This window comes from Reyranella soli (genome assembly GCF_007992495.1).
Lineage (GTDB): Bacteria > Pseudomonadota > Alphaproteobacteria > Reyranellales > Reyranellaceae > Reyranella > Reyranella soli.
Genome location: NZ_BKAJ01000072.1, coordinates 59,538 through 82,198, shown reverse-complemented (window position 1 = coordinate 82,198; position 22,661 = coordinate 59,538). Strand labels below are relative to the sequence as shown.

At 65.9% G+C, this 22,661-nt stretch carries 23 protein-coding genes and 2 pseudogenes; 18 read left to right on the top strand and 7 right to left on the bottom strand.

The genetic code is table 11. The annotated features are described in order from the left end of the window. Positions 1 to 4: 4 nt before the first annotated feature. Positions 5 to 1,270, bottom strand: coding sequence for a 3-phosphoshikimate 1-carboxyvinyltransferase (locus RSO01_RS20565; protein WP_147151324.1), 1,266 nt, complete (start codon positions 1,268 to 1,270; stop codon positions 5 to 7). Between the two features lie 5 nt (positions 1,271 to 1,275). Continuing rightward, complete coding sequence (gene araD, locus RSO01_RS20560) at positions 1,276 to 3,021, bottom strand: L-arabinonate dehydratase (RefSeq protein ID WP_147151323.1); 1,746 nt, start codon at positions 3,019 to 3,021, stop codon at positions 1,276 to 1,278. 54 nt (positions 3,022 to 3,075) lie between these two features. On the opposite strand from araD, the gene RSO01_RS20555 reads away from it, so the two are divergent. From RSO01_RS20555 to RSO01_RS20520, 8 genes are all read left to right on the top strand, one after another. Next, positions 3,076 to 4,050 (top strand): hydroxyacid dehydrogenase, encoded by a 975-nt coding sequence (locus tag RSO01_RS20555; protein WP_147151322.1) that lies wholly within the window; start codon positions 3,076 to 3,078, stop codon positions 4,048 to 4,050. A gap of 137 nt (positions 4,051 to 4,187) precedes the next feature. Next, on the top strand, positions 4,188 to 4,382 hold the full coding sequence (locus tag RSO01_RS20550; protein ID WP_147151321.1) for a hypothetical protein: 195 nt from the start codon (positions 4,188 to 4,190) through the stop codon (positions 4,380 to 4,382). An 85-nt stretch (positions 4,383 to 4,467) separates the two neighbouring features. Beyond that, positions 4,468 to 5,334, top strand: coding sequence for a transglutaminase family protein (locus RSO01_RS20545; protein ID WP_147151320.1), 867 nt, complete (start codon positions 4,468 to 4,470; stop codon positions 5,332 to 5,334). 16 nt (positions 5,335 to 5,350) lie between these two features. Further along, a complete protein-coding gene (locus RSO01_RS20540) occupies positions 5,351 to 6,157 on the top strand; it encodes a transglutaminase-like domain-containing protein (protein WP_147151319.1) in 807 nt (268 codons plus the stop codon). Between the two features lie 92 nt (positions 6,158 to 6,249). Further along, positions 6,250 to 6,444 (top strand): hypothetical protein, encoded by a 195-nt coding sequence (locus RSO01_RS20535; protein WP_147151318.1) that lies wholly within the window; start codon positions 6,250 to 6,252, stop codon positions 6,442 to 6,444. A gap of 2 nt (positions 6,445 to 6,446) precedes the next feature. Next, on the top strand, positions 6,447 to 7,616 hold the full coding sequence (locus tag RSO01_RS20530) for an adenylate/guanylate cyclase domain-containing protein (RefSeq protein ID WP_170303223.1): 1,170 nt from the start codon (positions 6,447 to 6,449) through the stop codon (positions 7,614 to 7,616). Between the two features lie 21 nt (positions 7,617 to 7,637). After that, positions 7,638 to 8,018, top strand: coding sequence for a nuclear transport factor 2 family protein (locus RSO01_RS20525; protein WP_147151316.1), 381 nt, complete (start codon positions 7,638 to 7,640; stop codon positions 8,016 to 8,018). Positions 8,019 to 8,050: 32 nt separating this feature from the next. Continuing rightward, on the top strand, positions 8,051 to 8,992 hold the full coding sequence (locus RSO01_RS20520) for an aldo/keto reductase (protein WP_147151315.1): 942 nt from the start codon (positions 8,051 to 8,053) through the stop codon (positions 8,990 to 8,992). A 42-nt stretch (positions 8,993 to 9,034) separates the two neighbouring features. On the opposite strand, the gene RSO01_RS20515 is transcribed toward RSO01_RS20520, so the two are convergent. After that, positions 9,035 to 10,066, bottom strand: coding sequence for a C-terminal binding protein (locus RSO01_RS20515; RefSeq protein WP_246158619.1), 1,032 nt, complete (start codon positions 10,064 to 10,066; stop codon positions 9,035 to 9,037). 63 nt (positions 10,067 to 10,129) lie between these two features. Here RSO01_RS20515 and pehA point away from each other — a divergent pair, with 63 nt between their 5' ends. The 5 genes from pehA (at position 10,130) to RSO01_RS20490 (ending at position 15,062) form a co-directional block, all read left to right on the top strand. Further along, positions 10,130 to 11,665 (top strand): phosphoric/sulfuric ester hydrolase PehA, encoded by a 1,536-nt coding sequence (gene pehA, locus RSO01_RS20510; protein ID WP_147151314.1) that lies wholly within the window; start codon positions 10,130 to 10,132, stop codon positions 11,663 to 11,665. 340 nt (positions 11,666 to 12,005) lie between these two features. Beyond that, positions 12,006 to 12,260 (top strand): copper-binding protein, encoded by a 255-nt coding sequence (locus RSO01_RS20505; RefSeq protein WP_170303222.1) that lies wholly within the window; start codon positions 12,006 to 12,008, stop codon positions 12,258 to 12,260. Between the two features lie 175 nt (positions 12,261 to 12,435). After that, a complete protein-coding gene (locus tag RSO01_RS20500) occupies positions 12,436 to 13,593 on the top strand; it encodes an NAD(P)/FAD-dependent oxidoreductase (RefSeq protein ID WP_147151312.1) in 1,158 nt (385 codons plus the stop codon). Positions 13,594 to 13,732: 139 nt separating this feature from the next. Continuing rightward, positions 13,733 to 14,041 carry a hypothetical protein gene (locus RSO01_RS20495; RefSeq protein ID WP_147151311.1) on the top strand — a complete coding sequence of 103 codons (309 nt, stop codon included), beginning with the start codon at positions 13,733 to 13,735 and terminating at the stop codon, positions 14,039 to 14,041. A 79-nt stretch (positions 14,042 to 14,120) separates the two neighbouring features. Then, a complete protein-coding gene (locus tag RSO01_RS20490) occupies positions 14,121 to 15,062 on the top strand; it encodes a hypothetical protein (RefSeq protein ID WP_147151310.1) in 942 nt (313 codons plus the stop codon). Positions 15,063 to 15,075: 13 nt separating this feature from the next. On the opposite strand, the gene RSO01_RS20485 is transcribed toward RSO01_RS20490, so the two are convergent. Then, positions 15,076 to 16,428, bottom strand: coding sequence for a metallophosphoesterase (locus RSO01_RS20485; RefSeq protein ID WP_170303221.1), 1,353 nt, complete (start codon positions 16,426 to 16,428; stop codon positions 15,076 to 15,078). 213 nt (positions 16,429 to 16,641) lie between these two features. Between RSO01_RS20485 and pcaH the strand changes: the two genes are divergently transcribed. From pcaH to RSO01_RS20465, 4 genes are read left to right on the top strand one after another with little or no spacing between them, the layout of a single operon-like run. Further along, positions 16,642 to 17,337, top strand: coding sequence for a protocatechuate 3,4-dioxygenase subunit beta (gene pcaH, locus RSO01_RS20480; RefSeq protein WP_147151308.1), 696 nt, complete (start codon positions 16,642 to 16,644; stop codon positions 17,335 to 17,337). Between the two features lie 4 nt (positions 17,338 to 17,341). Continuing rightward, on the top strand, positions 17,342 to 17,905 hold the full coding sequence (gene pcaG, locus RSO01_RS20475; protein ID WP_147151307.1) for a protocatechuate 3,4-dioxygenase subunit alpha: 564 nt from the start codon (positions 17,342 to 17,344) through the stop codon (positions 17,903 to 17,905). Positions 17,906 to 17,907: 2 nt separating this feature from the next. Further along, positions 17,908 to 19,209, top strand: coding sequence for a 3-carboxy-cis,cis-muconate cycloisomerase (gene pcaB, locus RSO01_RS20470; RefSeq protein WP_147151306.1), 1,302 nt, complete (start codon positions 17,908 to 17,910; stop codon positions 19,207 to 19,209). Positions 19,210 to 19,221: 12 nt separating this feature from the next. Then, on the top strand, positions 19,222 to 20,088 hold the full coding sequence (locus RSO01_RS20465; RefSeq protein ID WP_147151305.1) for a TauD/TfdA dioxygenase family protein: 867 nt from the start codon (positions 19,222 to 19,224) through the stop codon (positions 20,086 to 20,088). Here the strand turns inward: RSO01_RS20465 and RSO01_RS47425 are convergent. From RSO01_RS47425 to RSO01_RS49920, 3 genes and pseudogenes are all read right to left on the bottom strand, one after another. Beyond that, a pseudogene (locus RSO01_RS47425) lies at positions 20,089 to 20,511 on the bottom strand (type II 3-dehydroquinate dehydratase); the annotation flags it as partial. Between the two features lie 29 nt (positions 20,512 to 20,540). Then, the gene (locus RSO01_RS47420; RefSeq protein WP_170303219.1) at positions 20,541 to 20,774 is read right to left on the bottom strand and encodes a hypothetical protein; all 234 of its coding nucleotides are present in this window, start codon (positions 20,772 to 20,774) and stop codon (positions 20,541 to 20,543) included. Between the two features lie 100 nt (positions 20,775 to 20,874). Continuing rightward, positions 20,875 to 21,156 (bottom strand): annotated as a pseudogene (locus tag RSO01_RS49920) (FAD-dependent monooxygenase); the annotation flags it as partial. A 239-nt stretch (positions 21,157 to 21,395) separates the two neighbouring features. Here RSO01_RS49920 and RSO01_RS20450 point away from each other — a divergent pair. Further along, a complete protein-coding gene (locus tag RSO01_RS20450; RefSeq protein WP_147151303.1) occupies positions 21,396 to 22,643 on the top strand; it encodes a serine hydrolase domain-containing protein in 1,248 nt (415 codons plus the stop codon). Positions 22,644 to 22,661 lie beyond the last annotated feature (18 nt).

Genomic DNA, 22,661 nt, shown 5'->3' with positions numbered 1-22,661 from the left:
CCCTTCAGGCCAGCAGATCGTCGCCGCTGAGCGGCGCGCCGTCGGCATCCCGGATGACGGCGCCGAGCTCGGTGAGCTTGGCGAAGAAGTTGGGGAAGGTTTTGCGCACGCAGCCGGGCTTCACGAGCCGCATGCCCGGCACGAGCACTCCCAGCATGCCGAAGCACATGGCGACGCGATGATCGTTGTAGGTCTCGATCTCGGCGCCGTGCAGCGTGCCGGGATAGACGGTGAGCGTGTCGCCGCTTTCTTCGACCCTGGCGCCGCACTTGGTGAGCTCGGTGCGCAGCGCCACAACGCGCTCGCATTCCTGCACGCGCAGGCGGCCGAGGTCGGTGAACTGCGTTGGCTGTGCCGCGAACGGTGCGAGCACGATCGCCGTCATGATGCTGTCGGCGAGATCCGTGCGTCTCGAATAGCTGGGCTTCCAGGCGTCCTGCGTCATCAGGTCGAGGAACTTCTGGTCGGCCTGCATGCCACTGGTGGGCGTCGGCACGACGGTGATACAGCTATCGAAGAAATTCCACAGCAGCCAGTCGGCGCCCCAGAAGTAGCTGGCCCCCGAAGCGTCGGCCTCGATGTCGTAGGTGCCGCCCTCCCACGGAAAGTCCTCGACCAGCCGGCGGGTCATGTCGACATAGGGCAGCTCGTCCTCGTTGCCGCCGGTGACGGTGATCTGCCAGCCGCCGATACCGCCCGAGAGCAGCAGGGCCGAGGCGAACTGCGAGCTTTCCTCGACGCTGACGCTGCAGGCCGCGCCCGGATGTGGGCCGGTGCCGTGGACCACGGCGGGCAGGCGGTCGTTGGGCGTGTCGATGCGATAGCCGAGCTGGCGCAACGCGCCGACCAGTGCCGCCTGCGGCCTTTCGTGCATGCGTGGAATGCCGCTCAGGCGGTAGCTGCCGTGTCCGAGGCAGAGCATCGGCGGCAGGAAACGCGCCGCCGTGCCGGCGTTCTCGACGAAGAGTTCTAGCGGTTGCGCGGGCGTGCCGGCGTTGGGGATCGTGCCGCCGTGCCCCTGGACCGTCAGCGTGCGGTTGGCGGGCTCGGCCGGGTCGCTGCTCACCTGCACGGCGAAGCCCAGCCGCTCCAGGCACTCGACCATGGCCTGTGTGTCCTCGCTCCACAGCGCTCCGCGCAGCACCACGGTGCCGCGCGCCAACGCCGCCAGGATCAGCGCGCGGTTGGTGATGCTTTTCGAGCCTGGCAGAATCACGGTGGAATCCTGCGGAGACTTCAGCGGAACGATTTCGATCAGGTCAGGCAGCATGACCGTCAGTAGATCGACGGCTCGGCCACGGGCGCGCCGAAGCCGGTCTCGAGGAAGTCGAAGTCGCAACCCTCGTTGGCCTGCTTGATGTGGCGCGTGAACATCCAGCCGTAGCCACGCTCGTAGCGCGGCTCGGGCTTCTTCCACGCCGCGCGGCGCTTCGCGAGCTCATCGTCGGAGACGTTCATGTTGATGGTGCGCTTGTCGACATCGAGCGAGATCATGTCGCCGGTGCGCACCAGGGCCAACGGTCCGCCGATATAGGACTCTGGCGAGACATGCAGGATGCAGGCGCCGTAGCTGGTGCCGCTCATGCGGCTGTCGGAGAGCCGCACCATGTCGCGCACGCCCTGCTGCACCAGCTTCTTGGGGATGGGCAGCATGCCCCATTCCGGCATGCCAGGGCCGCCCTGCGGGCCGGCGTTGCGCAGGATCAGCACGGTGTCCTCGGTGACGTCGAGATCGTCGCGGTCGATCGCGGCCTTCATCGACGGATAGTCGTCGAACACAAGCGCCGGCCCGGTGTGCTTGAGGAATTTCGGTGCGCAGGCCGATGGCTTGATGACGCAGCCGTCGGGCGCCAGGTTGCCCTTCAGCACCGCCAGCGCACCTTCCTTGTAGATCGGATTGCTGACAGGGCGGATGACGTCGGTGTTGTAGATCTCCGCACCCTTCACGTTCTCGCCCAGCGTCCTGCCGGTGACGGTCATGGCGTCGAGATGCAGATGGTCGTGGATCTCGTTCAACAAGCCGGGCAGGCCGCCGGCGTAGAAGAAATCCTCCATCAGGTATTTGTCGCCGCTCGGACGGATGTTGGCGATCACCGGCACCTTGCGGCTGGCCCGCTCGAAGTCGTCCAGCCCGATGTCCTGGCCGGCGCGGCGTCCCATTGCGATCAGATGGATGATGGCGTTGGTCGAGCAACCGACGGCCATGGCCACGGTGATGGCGTTGAGGAAGGCGTCGCGGCTCAGGATCTTCGCCGGCGTGAGGTCCTCCCACACCATGTCGACGATGCGCCGGCCGCTCTCCGACGCCATGCGGATGTGGTTGGCGTCGGCCGCCGGGATCGACGAGGCGCCGGGCAGCGACATGCCGAGCGTCTCGGCCATCGCCATCATGGTGGCGGCCGTGCCCATGGTCATGCAGGTGCCGTAGCTGCGCGCAATGCCCGCCTCGACGTCGACCCAGTCGTCGTCCGAGATCTTGCCGGCGCGCCGCTCGTCCCAGTATTTCCAGGCGTCGGAGCCCGAGCCCAACACCTTGCCCTTCCAGTTGCCACGCAGCATCGGGCCGGCCGGCAGGTAGATCGCCGGAATGTCCATGCTGATGGCGCCCAGGAGCAGTGCAGGGGTGGTCTTGTCGCAGCCGCCCATCAGCACGACGCCATCCACGGGATGCCCGCGTAAAAGCTCCTCGGCGTCCATGGCCAGAAGGTTGCGGTAGAGCATCGTGGTCGGCTTCAGGAAGCTTTCCGACAGCGACAGTGCCGGCAGTTCCATGGGAAAGCCGCCGGCCTGCAGGATGCCGCGCTTCACGTCGTCGACGCGGCTCTTGAAGTGCATGTGGCAGGGCTGGGCTTCCGACCAGGTGTTGAGGATGGCGATCACCGGCTTGCCGACCCAGTCCTCGGGCGCGTAGCCCATCTGCATGGCGCGCGAGCGATGGCCGAAGGCGCGCAGATCGTCGGGCGCGAACCAGCGCGCGCTGCGCAGATCGGCGGGTTGCTTCTTCTTAGCGGCGGCGGTCATCGTGTTTTCCTCCCGATCCGCTAGATTAGACCGGGGATCAGGGAGTCATCCAGAATGAAGCTTCTGCTTACGCATGTGCCGCAGGCGCGACGCCAGTATTACGGCGCGCGGGCGCTGGCGCGCCTGCAGGAACTGGTCGAGGTGACGCTGCACGAAGGCCCAGCGCCGCTCGATGCGGCCGGCGTGATCGGCATGGCTCGCGGCGTCGACTTCATCATCGCCGACCGCGCCACGCCGGTGCCGGCCGAAGTCTTCGAAGGCCTGCCCGGGCTCAAGGTGGTGATGCGCAGCGCCATCGACATCCGCAACATCGACGTCGCCGCCGCCTCCAAGGCGGGCGTCCTGGTGACCCATGCCGAGGCAGGCTTCGTGCAGTCGGTGGTCGAGCTGACGCTCGGCCTGATGGTCGACCTGTCGCGCGGCGTCTCGCGCGCCGTCGCCGACTACCAGGCCGGCGCCCGGCCCGAGATCCGGGTCGGTCGCCAGCTCGGCGGCAGCACGGCGGGCATCATCGGCTACGGCCGCATCTCGCGCGCCCTGGCGCCGATGCTGGCGACGCTCGGCATGAAGGTGCTGGTGTCCGATCCCTATGCCCAGGTCGACGACCGGCGCCTCATCAAGCTGCCGCTCGAGGAGCTTTTGGCCCAGTCCGACTACGTGATCTGCCTCGCCGTCGCCAACGAGGAGACCGAGAACCTTTTGGACGCGGCGGCCTTCGCGCGCATGAAGCCCGACGCCTTCTTCGTCAACATGTCGCGCGGCAATCTTGTTGACGAGGCTGCGCTGGCGACGGTTCTCACCGAGGGACGCATCGCCGGCGCCGCCATGGATGTCGGCCGCGCGCCCGACCAGATGCCGTCGCCCGAGCTCGCACGCCTGCCCAACGTCATCGCCACGCCGCATATCGGCGGACTTACCCCGCCCGCCAGCGAAAGCCAGGCGTTCGACACCGTGCGTCAGGTCGAAGCCCTGGTGAAGGGCGAGGTGCCGCCGGGCGCCGTCAATGTCGCGAGCTGGGCACGGCGCTGATAAGGCAACCTTCGGAGGTCCGGCGTCGTTTACAGCCCATGGCGACTTTCCTCTCTCGATTGGGACTCCCGCAGGCAGAACTGGGCGCCGGATTTGATCCGGCAGACGCAGTGGTGCCTGGCGGTCAGACTGACGCAATGGCCCGGTTCAACGGCCTGATCGCCGTCGACGTCCATACTGACGATGTCGGCGACTACAGCGTCAGCGAGCCCGGCTGGTACGCCGTCGAAGACGCTGGCAAGGTCGTGCTGGGGCCCTTTACCAGTCTCGACGAATGCGATCGCGCCATCCGGGACCGAAGGCATCACACCGTTCCGCAGATTCCCAACTAGCGATATCGCCAGGTCGCTGACCCTTTGGCCTGAATTGTGCGTATCTCGAGGTCAGGCATGATTCGCGCCACGGACCGGAGGCCCAATGCCGACCCTCACGATCCGGCACCTCACGACCTATCGATATCTGCGGCCAGTGGCCTTTGGCGAACACCGGATGATGCTGCGTCCGCGCGATTCCCATGATCAACGCGTGATCGAGACGAGCCTCGAGATCTACCCGCAACCCGCCAGCCTTCACTTCATCGTCGACGACTTCGGCAACCAGATCGGCATCGCGCAGTTTTCGGACTGTGCGCAGGAATTGTATGTCGAAAGCGTCGTTTGCCTGAAACAGTCGCCGCCAGAAGTCTCCGCCCGCCATCTCGACGAACGCGCCGGCCGCTTTCCCTTCGCCTACAGTGACGAGGAAAGCGCCGATCTCATGCTCTACCTCGAGCGCAATCCAGTCGACTCCCACGCCGATCCGGCCGACGACGTGGCCCGCTGGGCGCACGAATTCCTGCCGACGGACGAGTCGATCGGCACCTTCGACCTTCTCACCCGGCTCTCGCAGGCCATCCATTCCAGCTTCCGCTACCGGCGGCGCGAGGCCAAGGGCGTGCAGCGAGCTGTCGAGACGCTGAGGCTCGGTCACGGCAGCTGCCGCGACTTCGCCATGCTGATGATCGACGCGGCCCGTGCACTGGGCCTCGCGGCGCGGTTTGCGTCGGGCTACCTCATCCTGTCGTCGGACGAGCACGGATCGACCCATGCCTGGGCGCAGGTCTATCTGCCCGGCCCCGGTTGGGTCGATTTCGATCCCACCAGCGGCAGCGTCGGCAAGGAGCGTCTCGTCACCGTGGCCGTCGCTCCCGATCCGAAGCACACGCTCCCGCTCCATGGCACGTACGTCGGATTCGCGTCGGATTCGCTCGGCATGGATGTGAAGGTGTTCACCCAAGCCACATGATATCGGGAGGCGACGGATGAAGATCCGGGTCGGCTACGAACTGATCTACGACTTCCCGCAGCGCACCCCCATGATCGTGGTGCTCGGCACCCATTTCAGCCGGGCATCGGATGTCGTCGTGCCCGATTTCCTGACCACCAGCCCGGCCGTCCCGATCTCGGCCTACCGCGACAGCTTCGGCAATTGGTGCAGCCGCCTCGTCGCCCCCGCGGGCCAGATGCGTCTCTCGGGGGATGGCACCGTGCGCGACAGCGGCATGCCCGACGTGGTGGCCCCGTCGGCGCCGCAACAGGCGATCGACGAACTGCCCGACGAGACGATCGTCTTTCTCCTCGGCAGTCGCTACTGCGAGACCGACCGCCTGTCCGAGATCGCCTGGGGCCTGTTTGGCAATGGACCCACGGGCTGGGCGCGCGTCCAGGCGATCTGCGATTTCGTTCATGACCGCATTCAGTTCGGGTACGAGCATGCTCGTGCCACCAAGACGGCGTGGGAGGCCTACCAGGAGCGCCGCGGCGTATGCCGTGACTACGCCCACCTCGCCATCGCTTTCTGCCGCTGCATGAACATTCCGGCCCGTTATTGCACCGGCTATCTTGGCGACATCGGCATACCGCCGCCCTATGGTCCGATGGATTTTGCCGGCTGGTTCGAGGCCTATCTCGGCGGGCGCTGGTATACGTTCGACCCGCGCAACAACGTGCCGCGCATCGGCCGCGTCCTGATCGCCCGCGGCCGCGACGCCTCCGACGTTCCCATCACCCACACCTTCGGCTCCAACACGCTGGTGAGCTTCAAGGTATGGACGGATGAGGTGAGCTAGGGATCGCCAGCGCGCGCCGCCCGGCGGGGCCAACCTGGAAAGCGGGGCACGGCGGCCTTGAAAGGCAGGTACCACCGGCCTACGTGGTTTTGATGGCCACGCCAAATGACCTGAGCGCCGTTGACGTCCACACCGACGACGTCGGCGACTACAACGTCAGCGAGGCCGGCTGGTATGCCGTCGACGACGGCGGCAAGGTCGTGCTGGGGCCGTTCGTCAGCCTCGCCGAATGCGACCGCGCGATCCGCGACCGGCAGCAGCACATCATTCCGAAGGTGCCGGACTGAGCATGGACGAGCTGATCAACTGGATCCTCGAGGAAGGCCGTACCAGCGACGACCTGGGGGCGATCTTCAAAGGGATCAGTGAACGGCTGGTCGCGCAGGGAATTCCGCTCTTCCGCACCAACCTGGGCATGCCGACGATCGAGCCGACGGCCGCGCTGCTGAGGTTCGAATGGTCGCGCGACAAGGGTCTGGCGAGCGACGCGCTCTCTCCCGAGGCCAGCTACGGCCCTGAATTCCAGCGCAGTCCGATTCGCTATCTGCTCGAGCGCAACCTGCTCCGGGAACGTTTCAATCTCGAGGATCCGGAGGTCGTGCGGAGGTTCGCGCTGTTTCAGGATCTGCGTGCTCTCGGCGCGACCGAATATGCCCTTCGCTTCGTCACATTCAGCCAGGGGCGCACTGCGCTTCGCGGCGCGGCGCTCTCCATGGCGACCGACCGTCCGGGCGGCTTCACCGAGGACGAAGTCGAGGCGGTCGGTCGCATCCTCCCGGCCTTGAGCCTTGTCGCCTATCGAATCGGGCTGTCGCGCGTTGCGGTCGAAACGCTGGGGGCCTATCTCGGTCCGCAGACCGGGGCCCACGTGATGCAGGGGAAGATCCGGCGCGGCGACAGTCAGGTCATTTCGGCGGCGTTGCTCCTCGCCGATCTTCGCGGCTTCACCGCGCTCGTCGACGCCAACCCGGGCACGGAAGTCGTCGGCTGGCTCAATCAGCATCTCGAATGCATCGGCGACGCCGTCACGGAACGGGGCGGCGAGGTGCTGAAGTTCCTGGGCGACGGGCTGCTTGCCGTCTTTCCCTCGGACCGCATCGGCACCGAGCAGGCGTGCCGCGACGCCGTGAGAGCGGCGGTGGATGCCGGTGGCCGGAACACCGCGCTCAATGCCCGACGCGCGGCCGAGGGCGGGCCCGCGCTCGACCTCAGCATCGCTCTCCATTTCGGCGACGTCATCTACGGCAACATCGGCACGGCCCGGCGTCTCGACTTCACCGTGGTCGGCCCGGCCGTCAACGAGGTGAGCCGCATGGAGGTCCTCGGCAAGGCGCTCGGGGTTGAGTTGCTGCTGTCCGAGAGCATCGCCCATCGGTGCGGCCATCCCGTGCTCAGCCTGGGGACGCACAAGCTGCGCGGCACGACCGGCATGCGCGAGATGTTCGCTTTGGAGCTCTGACCGCACGCCAGGGAGATCGAGATGGAAGACCGGGAGGTTCGGGCGGCTTTGGATCTTCACTGGGCTGCGTCCGACGCGAACGACTTCGAGGTGGAGCACCAGATCTACCGGGAGGACGCCGTGCTCGAGTATCCGCAGTCGGGCGAGCGCGTCCGTGGCCGGCGCAACATTCAGGCGTCCCGCTTCGCGCAGCCGAGCAAGAAGCGCTTCACGGTGCGGCGCATCCTTGGCGCTGCCGACCTTTGGGTCACTGAATTCGTCCTCACTTACGACGGGCAACCGTCCTACGCCGTGAGCATCATGGAGTTCCAGGACGGAAAGGTGGCCCGTGAGACCCAGTACTTCGGCGATGCGTTCGAGCCGGGGCCTTCGCGCGCTCAGTGGGTCGAGCGGATGCGGTGAAATGCGAATGACGTGAACCAAGGAGTACAAGCATGGCAGCGCCCGACACACTTCGCTTTGCGAAGATGCCCCTCAGCCACGGATCCGGTGAAATTCCTGCCCTCGGGTTTGGTACGCTGATTCCGGATCCCCTCGTGACCAAACAGGCAACCAAGGCTGCACTGGAGGTAGGGTTTCGTCACTTAGACTGTGCGGAACGCTACCGCAACGAACAGGCGGTCGGCGATGCAATGCAGGAGGTGTTCAGGGCGGGGGCGATTCAGCGGAAAGACGTGTTCGTCACCACGAAGCTATGGAACAACAATCACCGTCCTGAGCGCGTCAAGGCCGCCTTCGAGGCGAGTCGCCGGCGACTCCAGGTCGACCATATCGATTGCTATCTGATCCATACGCCATTTGCTTTCCAACCGGGCGACGAGCAGGAGCCGAAGGACGCGCGCGGCCAGATCATCTACGATTCCGGCGTGACCTTGGTGGAGACATGGCAGGCGTTGGAGAGGCTGGTGGACGAGGGCCAGTGCAAGTCTATCGGCTTGTCGAATGTCAATTTGGAGAAACTGCAAGAGATCGTTTCAGCTGCGCGGATCAAGCCGGCGGCGGTGGAAGTCGAATCCCATCCATACCTCCCCGAATGGGACCTGCTCGACTATTGCCGGCAGCATGCCATCGTGTTGCTTGCGTTCGCGGCGCTGGGGCATGCGATGGAGCCCCGGTTGCTGGATGATCCGGTGATCGTGGCGCTCGCCAAGCGCCTCCAGAAGACGCCGGCCCAGGTCGTGCTGGCCTGGGCGATACAGCGCGGCACCGCGCTCTTGACCACGTCGGTCAAGCCCAGCCGCCTCCGGGAGAACTTCGAGCTTTCGACGCTGCCGGAAGATGCCATGCAGGAGATTCGCGACCGGGTTGCTACGAAGATCCGGTTCAACAGCGTCGTGGAGACCGGCGTGCCCGGGTTCATTCCCAGAAGTCGGTGAAGGACGTGGGCTTGCAGGCCCACGTCCATTCCTTCGACCAAATCAGTTCCCCGGCCCGCGCTCCATCGAGAAGGGCTGCCAGCGCACCAGCTTGGACTTCTCCAGGATCGCGGGATTGACGCAGGCGCGCGGCCACTTGCCGGACAGGACCAGCGACAGCTCCGCGCCGACGCGCCGCTTGCGCGCCACGTCGAAGCGGCTCGACGCCGAGGCGACGTGCGCCGTCATGATGACGTTCTCCATGCCGAGCATCGGGTTGTTGTTGCCGATCGGCTCGACCTCCATCACGTCGAGCCCGGCGCCGGCGATCCAGCCCTCCTGCAGCGCCTTGATCAGCGCCGCCTCGTCGACCGTCGAGCCGCGGCCGGTGTTCACGAACAGCGACGTCTTCTTCATCTTGCGGAAGTGCTGCTCCTTCATCAGGTGATGCGCGTCCTTGGTACCGGGCGCATGCATCGAGATGATGTCGGAGCGCTGCAGCAGCTCGTCGTAACCGACCGGCTGCACGCCGTGCTCGGACATCACCAGCTCCTCGATGTAGGGATCGTAGGCCAGCATCTGGAAGCCGAACGGCGCCGCCCGCTTGGACACCGCGCGCGCGACATGGCCGAACGAGATGAAGCCCAAGGTCATGCCCATGAGGCGCGGGAACTGGTAGAGCATGGGCCGCGCCTTGGTCCATTCGCCCTTGCGCACCATCTGGTCCTGCACGACCAGCCTGCGCCAGCTCGCCAGGATCAGGGTCATGGCGTGGTCGGCCACCTCCTCGATGAAGGTGTCGGGGCAGTTGGTCACCGGGATGCCGAGCGCGCTCGCGGCGTCGACATCGACCGAATCGACGCCGACCGAGCCCAGCGACACGACCTTCAGCTTCTTGCCCGCCTCGATGACCTTGGCGGTGATGCGTGGCCGGCCCTTGGCGTAGATCGCGTCGGCGTCGGCCACGGCTTTCATCAGCTCGTCGTCGCCGCCCGTCACCTCGACGATCTCGGCGCCGAGCGGGCCCAAGGTCTCCATTTCCAGGGAATGGTCGGTGTTGCCCGGCCCGGTCGTCACGATCTTGAAACGCGCCACGTGTTGTCTCCTCCGCAAATTTCACGGCACCATAGCCAATCTTCCAACCACGGTGAAATCGTCATGCCTGCGCCCAAGAACGTACTTTTGATCGTCGTCGACCAGTGGCGCGGCCTGATGCTGCCCAAGCTCGGGGCGGACTATCTCAAGGTGCCCAACATCCATCGGCTGAGCGAGGAGGGCGTCACCTTCCGCAATCATTTCACACAGGCCGCACCCTGCGGGCCGGCGCGGGCCAGTCTGCTGACCAGCCTGTACCTGATGAATCACCGTGCGGTGCAGAACACCATTCCGCTCGACGCGCGCTTCACCAATCTCGGCCACGAACTGCGCCGCGGCGGCTATGACCCGGCCCTCGTCGGCTACACCACGACCACGCCCGATCCGCGCACCACCGACGCCAACGATCCGCGCTTCCTGGTGCTGGGCGACATCATGGACGGCTTCCGCCCCGTCGGCGCCTTCGAGCCCTACAAGGACGCCTATTTCGGCTGGGTCGCCAACCAGGGTTTTAAGCTGCCGGAGAACCGCGAGGACATCTGGCTGCCGCAGGGTGGAGCAGGCGCCGGGGCCACGTCACGGCCAGCGGCGATCCCCAAGGAACTGTCGGACACTGCCTGGTTCACCGAGCGCGGCCTCTCCTACCTGCGCGGCCGCGCCGGCAAGCCGTGGTTCCTGCATCTCGGCTACTATCGGCCACATCCGCCGTTCATCGCGCCGGCGCCCTATCACGACATGTATCGGCCGCAGGACATGCCCAAGGTCGTGCGCGCGGCATCGGCGGCGGAGGAGGCGAGCCAGCACCCGCTGCTCGGCTACTACGTGAACAACATCCAGCAATCGAGCTTCTTCCAGGACGGCAAGGGCCTGGGCTCGGCGATGAGTGAAGCCGAGGTGGCGCAGATGCGCGCCACGTACTGTGGCCTGATGAGCGAGGTCGACGACCAGGTCGGCCGCGTCTTCGACTATCTGAAGCAGACCGGACAGTGGGACGACACGCTGATCGTCTTCACCTGCGATCACGGCGAGCAGCTCGGCGACCATCACCTCCTGGGCAAGATCGGCTACTCCGACGAGTCCTACCGCATCCCGATGATCGTCCGCGACCCGCGCGCCGAGGCCAACGGCACGCGCGGGTCGATCGTCGAGCGCTTCACCGAGACCGTCGACACCATGCCGACCATCCTCGAATGGCTCGGCCTGCCGATCCCGCGCCAGTGCGACGGCCGCTCGCTGCTTGGCTTCTGCGAGGGCCAGACGTCGACCGACTGGCGCACCGAGGTGCACTACGAGTTCGACTTCCGCGACCTCTACTACAGCAAGCCCGAATCGGCGCTGCGCGTGCCGATGGACAAGTGCTCGCTCGCCGTGGTGCAGGACGAGAACTTCAAGTACGTCCACTTCGCCGCCCTGCCGCCGCTGCTCTTCGATCTGAAGAAGGACCCCGGCCAGTTCATCAATCGCGCGACCGATCCGGCTTACGCGGCGAAGCTCGCCGAGTACTCCGCCAAGATGCTCGACTGGCGCTTGGGATTTGCCGATCGCACGCTGACCGGCTATCGAGCGACTCCGAACGGATTGGAATCGCGCGCCGCATAGTCTTGCCGGACCGCGGGCCTCCAGGCCCGCTCATGGTCTTCCGGATCGCGAGCCTCTGGCTCGCTCATGAATCATGAGCGGGCCTGGAGGCCCGCGGTCCGGCAGGAGTTACTCAGTCACTCTCGCCGCACGCAATCGTGAACACGACAGCGTTAGTCACAGCCTCCGCCACTGGAAATTCATCCGGCTGTCACCAAATGGGCGTGCGGGAGAAGAGTAGATTATGGCCCGCATCTGTACGCCCGTATGGCTCACGCTTGCTGCGACTATCTTTGTCGCCGCACATGCATCCGCACTGGAGACACTTCCCGGCGAACCGCCGGTCGAAGAAAAGCACCAGGTGATTCAGGAAAAGGCCGCACCGACGGACGAGCCGCTGGCGAGCGGCCGCGTCGTCGCTGTCGATCGTGCGGCCAGCCGCATCACGCTCGAGTACCGGCCGATCCCGGCGCTGTTCCTCGAAGGCGGCACGCGGATCTTCCATGTCGATGATCCGACATCGCTGAAGGGCCTTGGCCCGGGCGACAAGGTCCGCTTCGAGGTCGAGCGCGACGGGCGCAGCTACACGATCGTACGACTCGTCAACAGCAACTAACTAGCTGCTAGAGCGGAATCCGATCAGATCGAACCGCGCGCGGTTCGATCTGATCGGATTCGCGCGCGCCGGTGATGCTTGTTGCAAGAGGCACAATCCGCCCAGCTGATTCCAGCTGGGCGGATTGTGCTTTAGACTGCTCCCGGCTGCGCGTGCAGCCGATGGAGCGTCGCGTATGGAACGGATCGTCATTGCGGGTGGCGGGATCATGGGCTCCTGCATCGCCTATCATCTGGCGCTGGCAGGGGCTGCCTCGGCGGTCACGGTGCTGGAGCCCGATCCGACCTACGAGTTCGCCGCCACGCCGCGCGCGGTCGGCGGCATCCGCCTGCAGCATGCCGTGCGCGAGAACGTCGAGATGTCGCTCTACGGCGACCAGGTCTACTCCGCCTTCGCCGAGCATGTGCGTGGCGGCAAGGTCGAGTTCGATCCGCAATTCCGCCGCCGCGGCTATCTCTATCAGGTGCGCGGCGCGGCAGGCATCGCCGCCCTCGAAGCCAATGTCCGCATGCAGCGCGAGCTCGGTGTCGAGGTCCATATCCTCGACGCCGCGGAGTTGCGCCGGCGCTATCCGTCCTTTCGCTTCACCGATGTCGATTGCGCCGCGCTGTCGCCCGCCGACGGGCAGGTCGATCCCTACGCGGCGCTGATGGGATTCCGAAAAGCGGCGGAAGGGCTCGGCATCACGTACCTGAAGGACCGTCTCGTCGGGCTGGAGCTTTCAGGCGGATTGGTAAGGCAAGCGCGCCTCGCCTCGGGCAGCAGCCTGCCCGTCGACACGCTGGTCAATGTCGCGAACTGCTGGGCGCCGGAGATCTGCGCCATGGTCGGCATGTCGGTGCCGATCGAGCCGGTGCGCCGCCAGCAGTTCTATTTCCTGGCGCAACAGGAGATCGAACCGATCCCCGCCATGCGCCATATGGACGGCCTGGCCGTGCGCATCCATCAGGACGGCTACATCGTCGGCGCCACCAACCCCCAGGGCGGTTTCAACTGGGAGCTGGAGCACGAGGTGTTCGAAAGCACCTTGTGGCCGCAGCTTGCCGAACAAAGCGCTGCGTTCGAGGCCATCAAGCTCAAGAGCGGCTGGGGCGGCCACTACGACATGAACCGGCTGGACGGCAATCCGATCATCGACCGCTTCGACAAGGTGCCGAACTTCATCCTGGCCGCTGGATTCTCCGGGCATGGCTTGATGCACGGGCCGGCCGTGGGGCGCGCGGTGAAGGAGATGATCCTGGACGGCGGCTTCCGCACCATCGACCTGTCGCGGCTCGGCTGGCGTCGCGTGGTGGAGAACCAACCGCTGGCGGACGATGGGCCGACGGCATGACGCTTGCCGATTCGGAGCGGCAGTCTTCGATTGACGTCGCGCCATGGAATGCGCCACTCCTTGCTGCGGCCATGAGGAGTAGTCGATGCGCATACCTATACTGTCAGTTGTATTCGCGCTCTTGTTGATACCGCAGGCCATGGCCCAGGCGGACAAGCCACTGGATTGCGGCACGGGTCCCATTACAAAGGTCTTTGGCGGCACGAGCTGGCTCGTTCGCAGCTGCGATGGCATCGCCCTCCATGTCCTCTCCGATTCCGGAAATCCGGCTTTTCCATTTTATTTCCTCATCTATCCCTCGGAGACCGAGAAGGGACGCTTCGTGATCGAGGGAGAAGGGACCGGCGACAAGCAGGCGTCAGCCGCCGCGCTGGCCGACATTCGACGCCTGTCGGCGATCGATATTGCGAGCCTGATCGCCGAAACGAAGCAGCAGAAGAAGAAGTAGAGGCGGTCCCCAGGGAGTGGCAAACGCGTGCCAGCAATGCCTGCAAGATAACTCAGGTGTGCAATAACAACTATAGTTATTGACATCGAATATCGCGGCTCGTAAGATGGTCCGGCAGCCGTTGGCAGCGACTTTGCTGCCGTTGGCCATCTGCGACGATCTGGGAGCAGCTATCATGTTCAGGGTTAGACCCGAGGCGCCTCCAATTGATTTCGGCTTGGACGAGGCGGCGCAAGTGCCCGGATTCAGTGTCGGCTCGGCCGATGGAGTACCTGGCTTTCGCGTCGGTCAGGCGGATGAAGTGCCCGGCTTCCGCGTTGGCCAGGCAAACGAGGTGCCCGGCTTTCGAACGAATGCGGACGGCTCCGTGCGTCGCCTGTCGCCTGACGCCTCGTCAGCTGCGTACCTGATGCGAGATCCCAATGCGATGCAGCAGGCGATTCCCGTAAGTTGCACCTCGGACGGAAGCACTTTCGGCTGTACGACGCCACTCGGCAAATCGTTCAGCAATTTGCCGGCGCCCGCGAAATTTCCGGCGCGGATCGCATCGGATGTTCCGAACTACCATGAGTACGGAGTCTTGTCGCCGCCGGGCACCTCCGGTGAGAACCTCATGCAAGGCATCATCGACAAACCTACGCCGGGTCCCCCCTTTCTGAACCGCCCTGCCACGCCCGAAGGAACGGTGAACGAGGCAACCGCCCCCAGCGCGTTGTACGATTTGTTTTTGTCGGGAACCAGGATGCCTTATGGAGCGCCGGCAAATCCGGTGAAATCATATTTGTGGCGCGACCACGAAGATAAGCCGATTGTCGTCAACGTAACCGAGCCAGGCCATGGCCTCGCCCCGGGCTACGTGATCCACTACATCGTGGAGACGCCCGAAGGTCCTCGGATCCAGACTGAAGGCGAGGGGCTGTCTCGCTGGCAGGCGCCTGGCAGCCCCGCCTGGGTGCAAGAGCGCCTCAGCGGCGGGACTTGGCGTCCATATCAGCAAAGCATCCTCGACCGATCCAAGTAACGGCTGGCGTGCCCTACCGCCGGTCTCCGCAGTAGCACTTGGTGAACGACGTCACGTCGAGATGACCGATGGCGCAGAGATACGCGGCCAGACCGTCGGCGGCGAGCTCGCCACGCCCGACCTTGTATAGTCGCCGGTAGGTGTCGCGCACTGCACCGTCCTTCGCCATCGCTTGCCACAGCGTTCCGACGACGTCTGACCCATAGCGCGGCTGGCGATAGGCCTCGGTGAAGGTGTATTCGAGTCGCCAATCCGCCGCCGGCGCGGCGTCGCCGGGATTCGACAGGTACCAGGTCGAGAAGTCGGTCGGCGCGCCGGTCCGCTTGTCGTAGATGAAGACCTGGAAGCCCGGATTCTGGCCGAAGACGGGGCTGATCGCCGGCGAGAGCTTGTCCAGGCCGATGACCGCGCCGCTGCGGTCGATCAGCAGCCGGTAGTCGTCGAAGTGGGTGTGGCCCGAGAAGCTCGCCTGGACCACGTCGCTGTACTCCACGAGCAGCGCTTGAAGCTCGGAAGCAAACGGCTCCTTCAGGAACGGCACGACCTTCGCCGGACAGGACGCGGCCTTGGCGTCGATCGTCGAGAAGGCGTCGACGCCCCAGGGAATGTGATGCACCATCCAGACCTTGCCGCCGGCCGCGCGCTGCCGCACCAGCCTGTCGCGCAGCCAGCGCATCATCGCGTCGGCGGCGGCAAGGCCGTGCGCGCCGCAGGCGTCCTGGTACTTGGGCGACCACATCACGTCGTTCAGCACGATGATCAGCCCATTGTGAACGGTCGGATGCCGCGCCGCGTAGTAGCCGCCCGCGGCCCAGGTCTCGGCGAAGTCGGGCTCCAGCCGTTCGGCCCCGACAAGGCGCCTCACCGACTCGCGCGTCGCGGCGAGGTAGGCGCCGCCCGGCTCGATCCGGTAGTCGCCGCAGGTCGAATCTTCGTTGCCGAGGGCAATGAAGGCAGGCTTGCCGCCGAGCGCGGTGGCGAGCGAGTCGGCGACGAACAGCGTCGTCTTCGCGGTCATATCGAGCACGTCCGGCGATCTCATGTCGACGCCGAGCGCCGTCCCGGTCTTGGCGTTGAAGTGGTGCGTCAGGAAATCGCCCGGCACGATGGCGAAATCGACGCCCGCCGTGGCGCGGGCGAAAGCGGCGAGGGTCGAGGCGAGCAGGGCATGGTTGGTGTCATGGCCGATGCGCGACGTCGCCTGATCCTTGAGGGCGGCGAGGGTCGCCGGCCAGGCGTCCGGATCAGTCCGGACGAGCGTCGCGGCGAGGTCCGGCGGGTCGAACGGATTGAAATGGATATCGGAGATGACGGCGAACCTGCCGCCGTCGCCCTGGGCGCGCGCCGACGGAGCGAAGGCCGCCATTGCGAAAGCAGCGAGCGCGAAGAAGGCAGTTCTTATCATACCGCAGTCTAGCCAATTTTAGCCGTCATCCCGAGCGAAGCCGCCCGAAGGGCGGCGTAGCCGAGGGACCTCTTCTTGTCGACGCGGTGACTAAATAGGTCCCTCCGCTTCGCCTCGCTGCGCGAGGCTCCGGTCGGGATGACGGAGATTTGTTAGCCGGCTACACTCCCGCCCATGAAAGAGGAAACCTACCGCCGCGCCACGGCCGGCGATCACCCCACCAATCTCTCGCCCGACTACAAGTCGACGGTCGGCCGCTCGCCGAGGAAATCGGCGGTCGTCCTGCCGCACAGCCTGTCGGAGATCACCGGTCCGTCGCTGGCCAACGAGCGCCTCGACGCCAGCGAGAACGATCTCACAAAGCAGCGCATGGCCGAGCCGCTCGGCGAGCGCATCATCGTGCAGGGCCGCGTGCTCGACCAGGACGGCAAGCCCGTGTCGGGGGCGCTGGTCGAGATCTGGCAGTGCAACGCCGCCGGCCGCTATCACCATCCCGGCGACCAGCACGACGCGCCGCTCGATCCCAACTTCTACGGCGGCGGCCGCGCCCGCGCCGATGCCGACGGCCGTTACAAGTTCGTCACCATCAAGCCCGGCGCCTATCCCTGGAAGAACCATCACAACGCCTGGCGGCCGGCGCACATCCACTTCTCGCTGTTCGGGCCGGCTTTCGCCACGCGCCTGATCACCCAGATGTACTTCCCCAACGATCCGTTGCTCGCCTTCGACCCGATCTACAAATCGGTGCCGGCCGGCGCGCGCGAGCGCCTGCAGGCCGCCTTCGACATGGACCTGACTCAGCCCGAATGGGCGCTGGGCTATCGCTTCGATATCGTGCTGCGCGGCCGCAACGCCACGCCCATGGAATAGGCCCATGTCGCACGCACTCACCCCGTCGCAGACCATCGGCCCGTTCTACTGGGGCACCATCGTCAACGCCTACCATGCCGATCTCGCGCCGACCGGCGTCGCCGGCGAGCGCATCGAGGTCGTGCTGAAGCTGCACGACGTCGACGGCGCTGTCGTGCCCGACGGCGTGTTCGAGATCTGGCAGGCCAACAGCCACGGCCGCTACAACCATCCCGAGGACCGCCGCAACCTGCCGCTCGATGCCGGCTTCGAAGGCTATGGCCGCGCCGGCACCTTCACCGACGGCACCAGCCGCTTCACCACGGTGAAGCCCGGCCGCGTGCCGTGGCCGGCGGGAGGCCTGCAGGCGCCGCACATCAACGTCTCGATCTTCGCCCGCGGCGTGCTCAACCGGCTGGCGACGCGCCTCTACTTCGACGGCGACCCGGCGCTCGCCGAAGATCCCGTGCTGAAGCTGGTCGAGCCCGGGCGCCGCGACACGCTGATCGCCAAGCGCGACGGCAACGGCACCTGGCTCCTGCCGATCCATCTCGGCGGGCCGAACGAAACCGTTTTCTTCGACGTGTGATCATGGCGGGGCGTCTGGTCAACGCGCTCGGCTCCTCGGCGCTCGCCGCGGAAGCCTTCTCCGACCACGCCACGCTGCGCCACATGCTGCGCTTCGAGGCGGCGTTGGCACAGGCGGCGGCCGAGGCCGGGCTGATCCCCAAGCGCGCCGCGCCGGTCATCGTCAAGGCGTGCGATCCTGCGCTCTACGATTTCGCGGCACTGGCCGACTCGGCACGCCGCACCGCCACGCTCACCGTGCCGGTCGTCAAGGCGCTGACGGACGAGGTCGCCAAGCGCGATGCCGACGCGGCGGGCTACGTGCATTGGGGCGCCACCAGCCAGGACGTCATCGACACCGCGATGGTGCTGCAGCTCGGCGAGGCGCTGCCGCCGCTGCTGAAGGAACTCGACGATATTGTCTCAGCATTCGCCAACCTCGCGCGCAAGCACCGCCGCACGCCCATGCTGGGCCGCACCCTGCTGCAGCCCGCGACGCCGATCGCTCTTGGTCAGAAGATCGCCGGCTGGGCGTCCGACATCGCCCGCGCCGCGCGCCGCCTCGAGGCGAGCTTCAAGGAGACGCAGGTCGTCCAGTTCGGCGGCGCCTCGGGCAGCCTGTCGGCGCTGGGCGACAAGGCCGAGCCGGTGATGCTCTCGCTGGCGAAACGCCTGAAGCTCGACCTGCCCGACGCCCCCTGGTTCACCCAGCGCGTGCGCGTCGCCGCTTTCGCACAGGACGCCGCCCTGGTCGTCGGCGCATTGGCCAAGGCCGCGCGCGACATCTCGCTGATGATGCAGATCGAGGTCGGCGAGGCCGCGGAGCCCAGCGGCCCGGGCCGCGGCGGCTCCTCGACCATGCCGCACAAGCGCAATCCCGTCGGCGCGGCGCTGGTGCTGTCGGCCGCCGGCCGCGCGCCGATGCTCGCCGCCACCATCGTCGCCGCCCTGCCGCAGGAGCACGAGCGTGCCCTGGGTGGCTGGCAGGCCGAATGGCCGACCATGGCGGCGCTGATCGAGACGCTGGCCTCGGCCGTGCAGGCGATGCACGAGGTCGCCCCCGGCCTTACCATCGATCCCGACGCCATGCAGGCCAACATGGACGCCACCGAAGGCGCGGTGCTCGCCGAGCGCGCGACGTTCCTGCTGGCCGAGAAGATGGGCAAGCAGAAGGCCGGCAAGCTCGTCGAGGAGGCGCTGGCGAAAGGCGGCTCGTTCATCGAGGCGCTGGGGCAGCTCGAGAAGGAGCTGTCGGACGAGTTGGCGCTGCTCGGGTATTCGCCGAAGTTCGTGGATCGGCTGCTGGCCGATCTGAAGCGCAGGTAGTGTGGAGAAGCCATGTCCCAGCTACGATACGAAGAGCTGCATCCCGAGTTCGGCGCCAGCGTCCGCGGCATCGACCTCGCCAAGCCGCTCACACCTGACCTGACCCAGGAGATCAAGGCGGCGATCGATCGGTATTCGTTCGTCTGCTTCCCCGACCAGTCGATGGACGACGACCGCCAGTTCGCCCTCACGCGCCAGTTCGGCAATCCCGAGCCGAGCCACACCAGCCTCGGCAAGGTCGAATATTTCGGCACCATCGGCAACGTCCAGAAGGACGGCACGGTACTTGGCAATTCGCACAAGAAGACCATCTTCCTCACCGGAAACAACATGTGGCACTCCGATGCCTCGTTCAAACCGGTGCCGGCGTTTCTCTCGATCATGTGCGCCTACGAAACGCCGGCCGAGGGCGGCACGACGATGTTCGTCTCCCTGCGCGCGGCCTACGATCGCCTCTCCCCTGAGCGCAAGGCCGAGCTCGATCCCCTGATCGCGATCCACGACTACGTCTATTCGCGCTCGAAGGTTGCTCCCGATGCCGTATCGCCCGAGCTGGCAGCCTCGCTGCCGCCCGTGCGCCAGCGGCTCGTCCGGACCAATCCGGCGACAGGAACGAGGAACCTGTTCCTCGGCTCCCACGTCCGGGAGATCGAGGGCATGAACCAGGCCGCCGGCCGCGCCCTGATCGACGAGCTGACCGAAGAGGCGATCCAGCCTGAGCACGTATACGTCCACGTCTGGCAACCGGGCGACGTCGTCTTCTGGGACAACCGCTGCCTGCTCCACGCCGGCAGCGGCTACGACGCCGACCGCCACCGCCGCTACATGCGCCAGACCCGCGTCAGCGGAACGTGCTCGTCGTTGCAGGAGGTTGGTTAGTTAAGCCTGGGCCTTGGCCCGGTCCCTGAGGCCGCGCAGGGCGAGCGCATAGCCCGCGATGCCGAAGCCGGTAACGGTACCGAGACAGCCGTTCGTCACTTCGGAGACGTTGCCTCGCCGGGCCGGATTCGAGATGTGGACCTCGATCGTCGGGAACCCGACATTGACGATGGCGGCGACCAGCGCCGGGTAGCCGCGCGAATATCCGGCCGGGTTGATGATCGCGCCCGCGATGGCCTCGTCGTGCGCCGCGTAGAGGCGATTGATCACCTCGCCTTCGATGTTGGAATGGAAGATCTCGATCTCCACCCCGAGCTCGTCGGCATAGGCGCGGATCTTCGCATCGTACTCCGGCAGTTTCATCGGCCCGAAGATCTCGACCTGCGACTTGCCGCGCATGTTCATGCCGGCACCGTGGACGACGAGGATTTTCATGATCGGTCCTTTGCTCTTTAGAGGAATATCCGGGTGAAGTACGACCTTAGCGCGTCGGCGTCGGGAGGTTGACTGCGGAAGCCGATGTAGCCGTCGGGACGGACCACGTACAGACAGGCACTCCGGGCGCCATAGCGATGATGCAGCTCGCCTCTCGGATCCAGGAGTATTTCGCCTTTGCCGGCCAGGTCCTCGGGAAGCTCGTGCGGGACGATCAGGTGCGTGGCGATGCGGCCTGGATGCGCGCGCATGGTTGCGTCGGCCAGGGCCTGCAGTCGCCGGTGCGTTTCCGCCGTCGAGTGTCGCGCGGACGCCGCCTGCGTCCTGCTCGAATGCAACGAGCTCGACACGTCGTTCCACCTCCGTGCCGAGACGCGCCAGATATCCGGCCAGCATGCGCTCCGTCCGGCTCTGTGGCAGTTGCAGGACGAAGGGAAAAGCCGAGTCCAACTCGTCAAAGGTCAGGCACTTGATGAGCTTGTGGTCAGACGTATAGGTCGCCTTGGCATGGCAGATGTTGCCGGCCTGGACGAACTCCTGCGCGAGGCCGAGGGATTCCAGGATTTTCAGCGTGCGCGCCTGAATGGCAGCGGCCCGGGTGTCGCGGGTAGGCCCGTCGTTCTTGCCGACGATCCGGCAGGAAACGCCATGCCGCCTGAGCTCGGCCCCGCGCCATACGCCGCGGACCGCCGCATTCGCGATTTCGACAATTCGAGACGGGACGGGTTGCGGGTGCTAGGGTCACAACGAGGCTGGCTCCTGCGGCGGCATTCCATTGTCGCCGTCAACTGGCTGGCCTCAAAGAATTAAGTCTGGCCTCAGTTGGTGAGTTGCGCGGCGTTGCCCGGGCTACGATCAATAGGGAGGCTTTCATGAAGCGAAGGACCATCGGGATTGTCTTGACCATGAGCACCGTGCTTGCCGCGTTGGCCGACACCGCGATCGCCCAGAACTCACCAGTGAGTGCAGCCCTCGACGCAAGCTTGAGCGGCGCGGTTGAGCGCAAGGATGTGCCGGGCGTGGTCGCGCTGATAACCGATCGCGAGCGCGTGCTCTATCAGAGCGCTTTCGGTGTGGCGGACGTCGCGACCGGGCGTTCGCTCACCACCGACGCGCTGTTTCGCATCGCCTCGATGACCAAGCCGATCACGTCGCTGGCCTTGATGCAGCTGGTCGAGCAAGGCCGCCTCGGTCTCGATGACCCGGCCGAAAAATACTTGCCCGAGCTGGCAGGCCTGAAAGTCTTTGAATCGTTCGACGCGGCGACCGGAGCCTATCAGCTTCGTCCGGCGTCACGACCGGCGACGGCCAGGCACTTCCTGACGCACACGTCCGGATTGGCCTACCCGTTCACAAGCGCGACCTGGCGCGATTTCAAGCCGCGCGCCGGCGAAACCTATCCGTTCGGCGGACCGCTGCTGTTCGATCCGGGCGAGCGCTGGTACTACAGCACCAGCACCGATGTGGTCGGCAGGCTGGTCGAGGTGGTGTCCGGCCAGAAGCTCGAGGACTATTTCCGCCAGCATATCTTTGCCCCGCTCAAGATGGACGACACGTCCTACAACGTGCCGGAGGCAAAGGGGCCGCGCCTCGTCGCCCAACAGCAGCGCGCCGGCGAGTGCATGGACGGCGCCATCGAGCTTCAAAAGCCCCAGCCTGGGCTCACCATAGCGTCGCCGATCGGCGGCGGCGGCCTCGCTTCGACCGCGAGCGACTACGGGCGCTTCGTGCGCATGCTGCTCAACGGCGGCGTGCTGGATGGGGTGCGGATACTCAAGGCCGAGACGGTGACGCTGATGGGCCAGAACCACATCGGTACGATCTCGGTGCCCGCGCTCAAGAGTGCCCTGCCGCGCAGCGCCGACTTCACCTTCATCGCGGACGGCCGCGACAAGTGGGGCCTGGGCTTCCTCATCACGGCCGATCAGATTCCCGGCAGGCGTTCGCCCGGCAGCCTGAGTTGGGGCGGCATCAACAACACGTTTTTCTGGGTCGATCCCACGCGCGGCATCGCCGGCGTCATCATGATGCAGTACCTGCCATTCGCCGACAGCAAGGCGTTGGGCGTCTACGACGCGTTCGAGCGAGGCGCCTATCAACTCGTGGAAGCTGCGCGGTAACAGGCTTTCTATGTCTGG

What these genes read in the sequence shown, in the direction of transcription:
- RSO01_RS20565 (WP_147151324.1), bottom strand. Translation starts at nt 1,270, where the DNA reads ATGCTGCCTGACCTGATCGAAATCGTTCCGCTGAAGTCTCCGCAGGAT.
- araD (WP_147151323.1), bottom strand. Translation starts at nt 3,021, where the DNA reads ATGACCGCCGCCGCTAAGAAGAAGCAACCCGCCGATCTGCGCAGCGCG.
- RSO01_RS20555 (WP_147151322.1), top strand. Translation starts at nt 3,076, where the DNA reads ATGAAGCTTCTGCTTACGCATGTGCCGCAGGCGCGACGCCAGTATTAC.
- RSO01_RS20550 (WP_147151321.1), top strand. Translation starts at nt 4,188, where the DNA reads ATGGCCCGGTTCAACGGCCTGATCGCCGTCGACGTCCATACTGACGAT.
- RSO01_RS20545 (WP_147151320.1), top strand. Translation starts at nt 4,468, where the DNA reads ATGCCGACCCTCACGATCCGGCACCTCACGACCTATCGATATCTGCGG.
- RSO01_RS20540 (WP_147151319.1), top strand. Translation starts at nt 5,351, where the DNA reads ATGAAGATCCGGGTCGGCTACGAACTGATCTACGACTTCCCGCAGCGC.
- RSO01_RS20535 (WP_147151318.1), top strand. Translation starts at nt 6,250, where the DNA reads ATGGCCACGCCAAATGACCTGAGCGCCGTTGACGTCCACACCGACGAC.
- RSO01_RS20530 (WP_170303223.1), top strand. Translation starts at nt 6,447, where the DNA reads ATGGACGAGCTGATCAACTGGATCCTCGAGGAAGGCCGTACCAGCGAC.
- RSO01_RS20525 (WP_147151316.1), top strand. Translation starts at nt 7,638, where the DNA reads ATGGAAGACCGGGAGGTTCGGGCGGCTTTGGATCTTCACTGGGCTGCG.
- RSO01_RS20520 (WP_147151315.1), top strand. Translation starts at nt 8,051, where the DNA reads ATGGCAGCGCCCGACACACTTCGCTTTGCGAAGATGCCCCTCAGCCAC.
- pehA (WP_147151314.1), top strand. Translation starts at nt 10,130, where the DNA reads ATGCCTGCGCCCAAGAACGTACTTTTGATCGTCGTCGACCAGTGGCGC.
- RSO01_RS20500 (WP_147151312.1), top strand. Translation starts at nt 12,436, where the DNA reads ATGGAACGGATCGTCATTGCGGGTGGCGGGATCATGGGCTCCTGCATC.
- RSO01_RS20495 (WP_147151311.1), top strand. Translation starts at nt 13,733, where the DNA reads ATGGCCCAGGCGGACAAGCCACTGGATTGCGGCACGGGTCCCATTACA.
- RSO01_RS20485 (WP_170303221.1), bottom strand. Translation starts at nt 16,428, where the DNA reads ATGGCGGCCTTCGCTCCGTCGGCGCGCGCCCAGGGCGACGGCGGCAGG.
- pcaH (WP_147151308.1), top strand. Translation starts at nt 16,642, where the DNA reads ATGAAAGAGGAAACCTACCGCCGCGCCACGGCCGGCGATCACCCCACC.
- pcaG (WP_147151307.1), top strand. Translation starts at nt 17,342, where the DNA reads ATGTCGCACGCACTCACCCCGTCGCAGACCATCGGCCCGTTCTACTGG.
- pcaB (WP_147151306.1), top strand. Translation starts at nt 17,908, where the DNA reads ATGGCGGGGCGTCTGGTCAACGCGCTCGGCTCCTCGGCGCTCGCCGCG.
- RSO01_RS20465 (WP_147151305.1), top strand. Translation starts at nt 19,222, where the DNA reads ATGTCCCAGCTACGATACGAAGAGCTGCATCCCGAGTTCGGCGCCAGC.
- RSO01_RS47420 (WP_170303219.1), bottom strand. Translation starts at nt 20,774, where the DNA reads ATGCGCGCGCATCCAGGCCGCATCGCCACGCACCTGATCGTCCCGCAC.
- RSO01_RS20450 (WP_147151303.1), top strand. Translation starts at nt 21,396, where the DNA reads ATGAAGCGAAGGACCATCGGGATTGTCTTGACCATGAGCACCGTGCTT.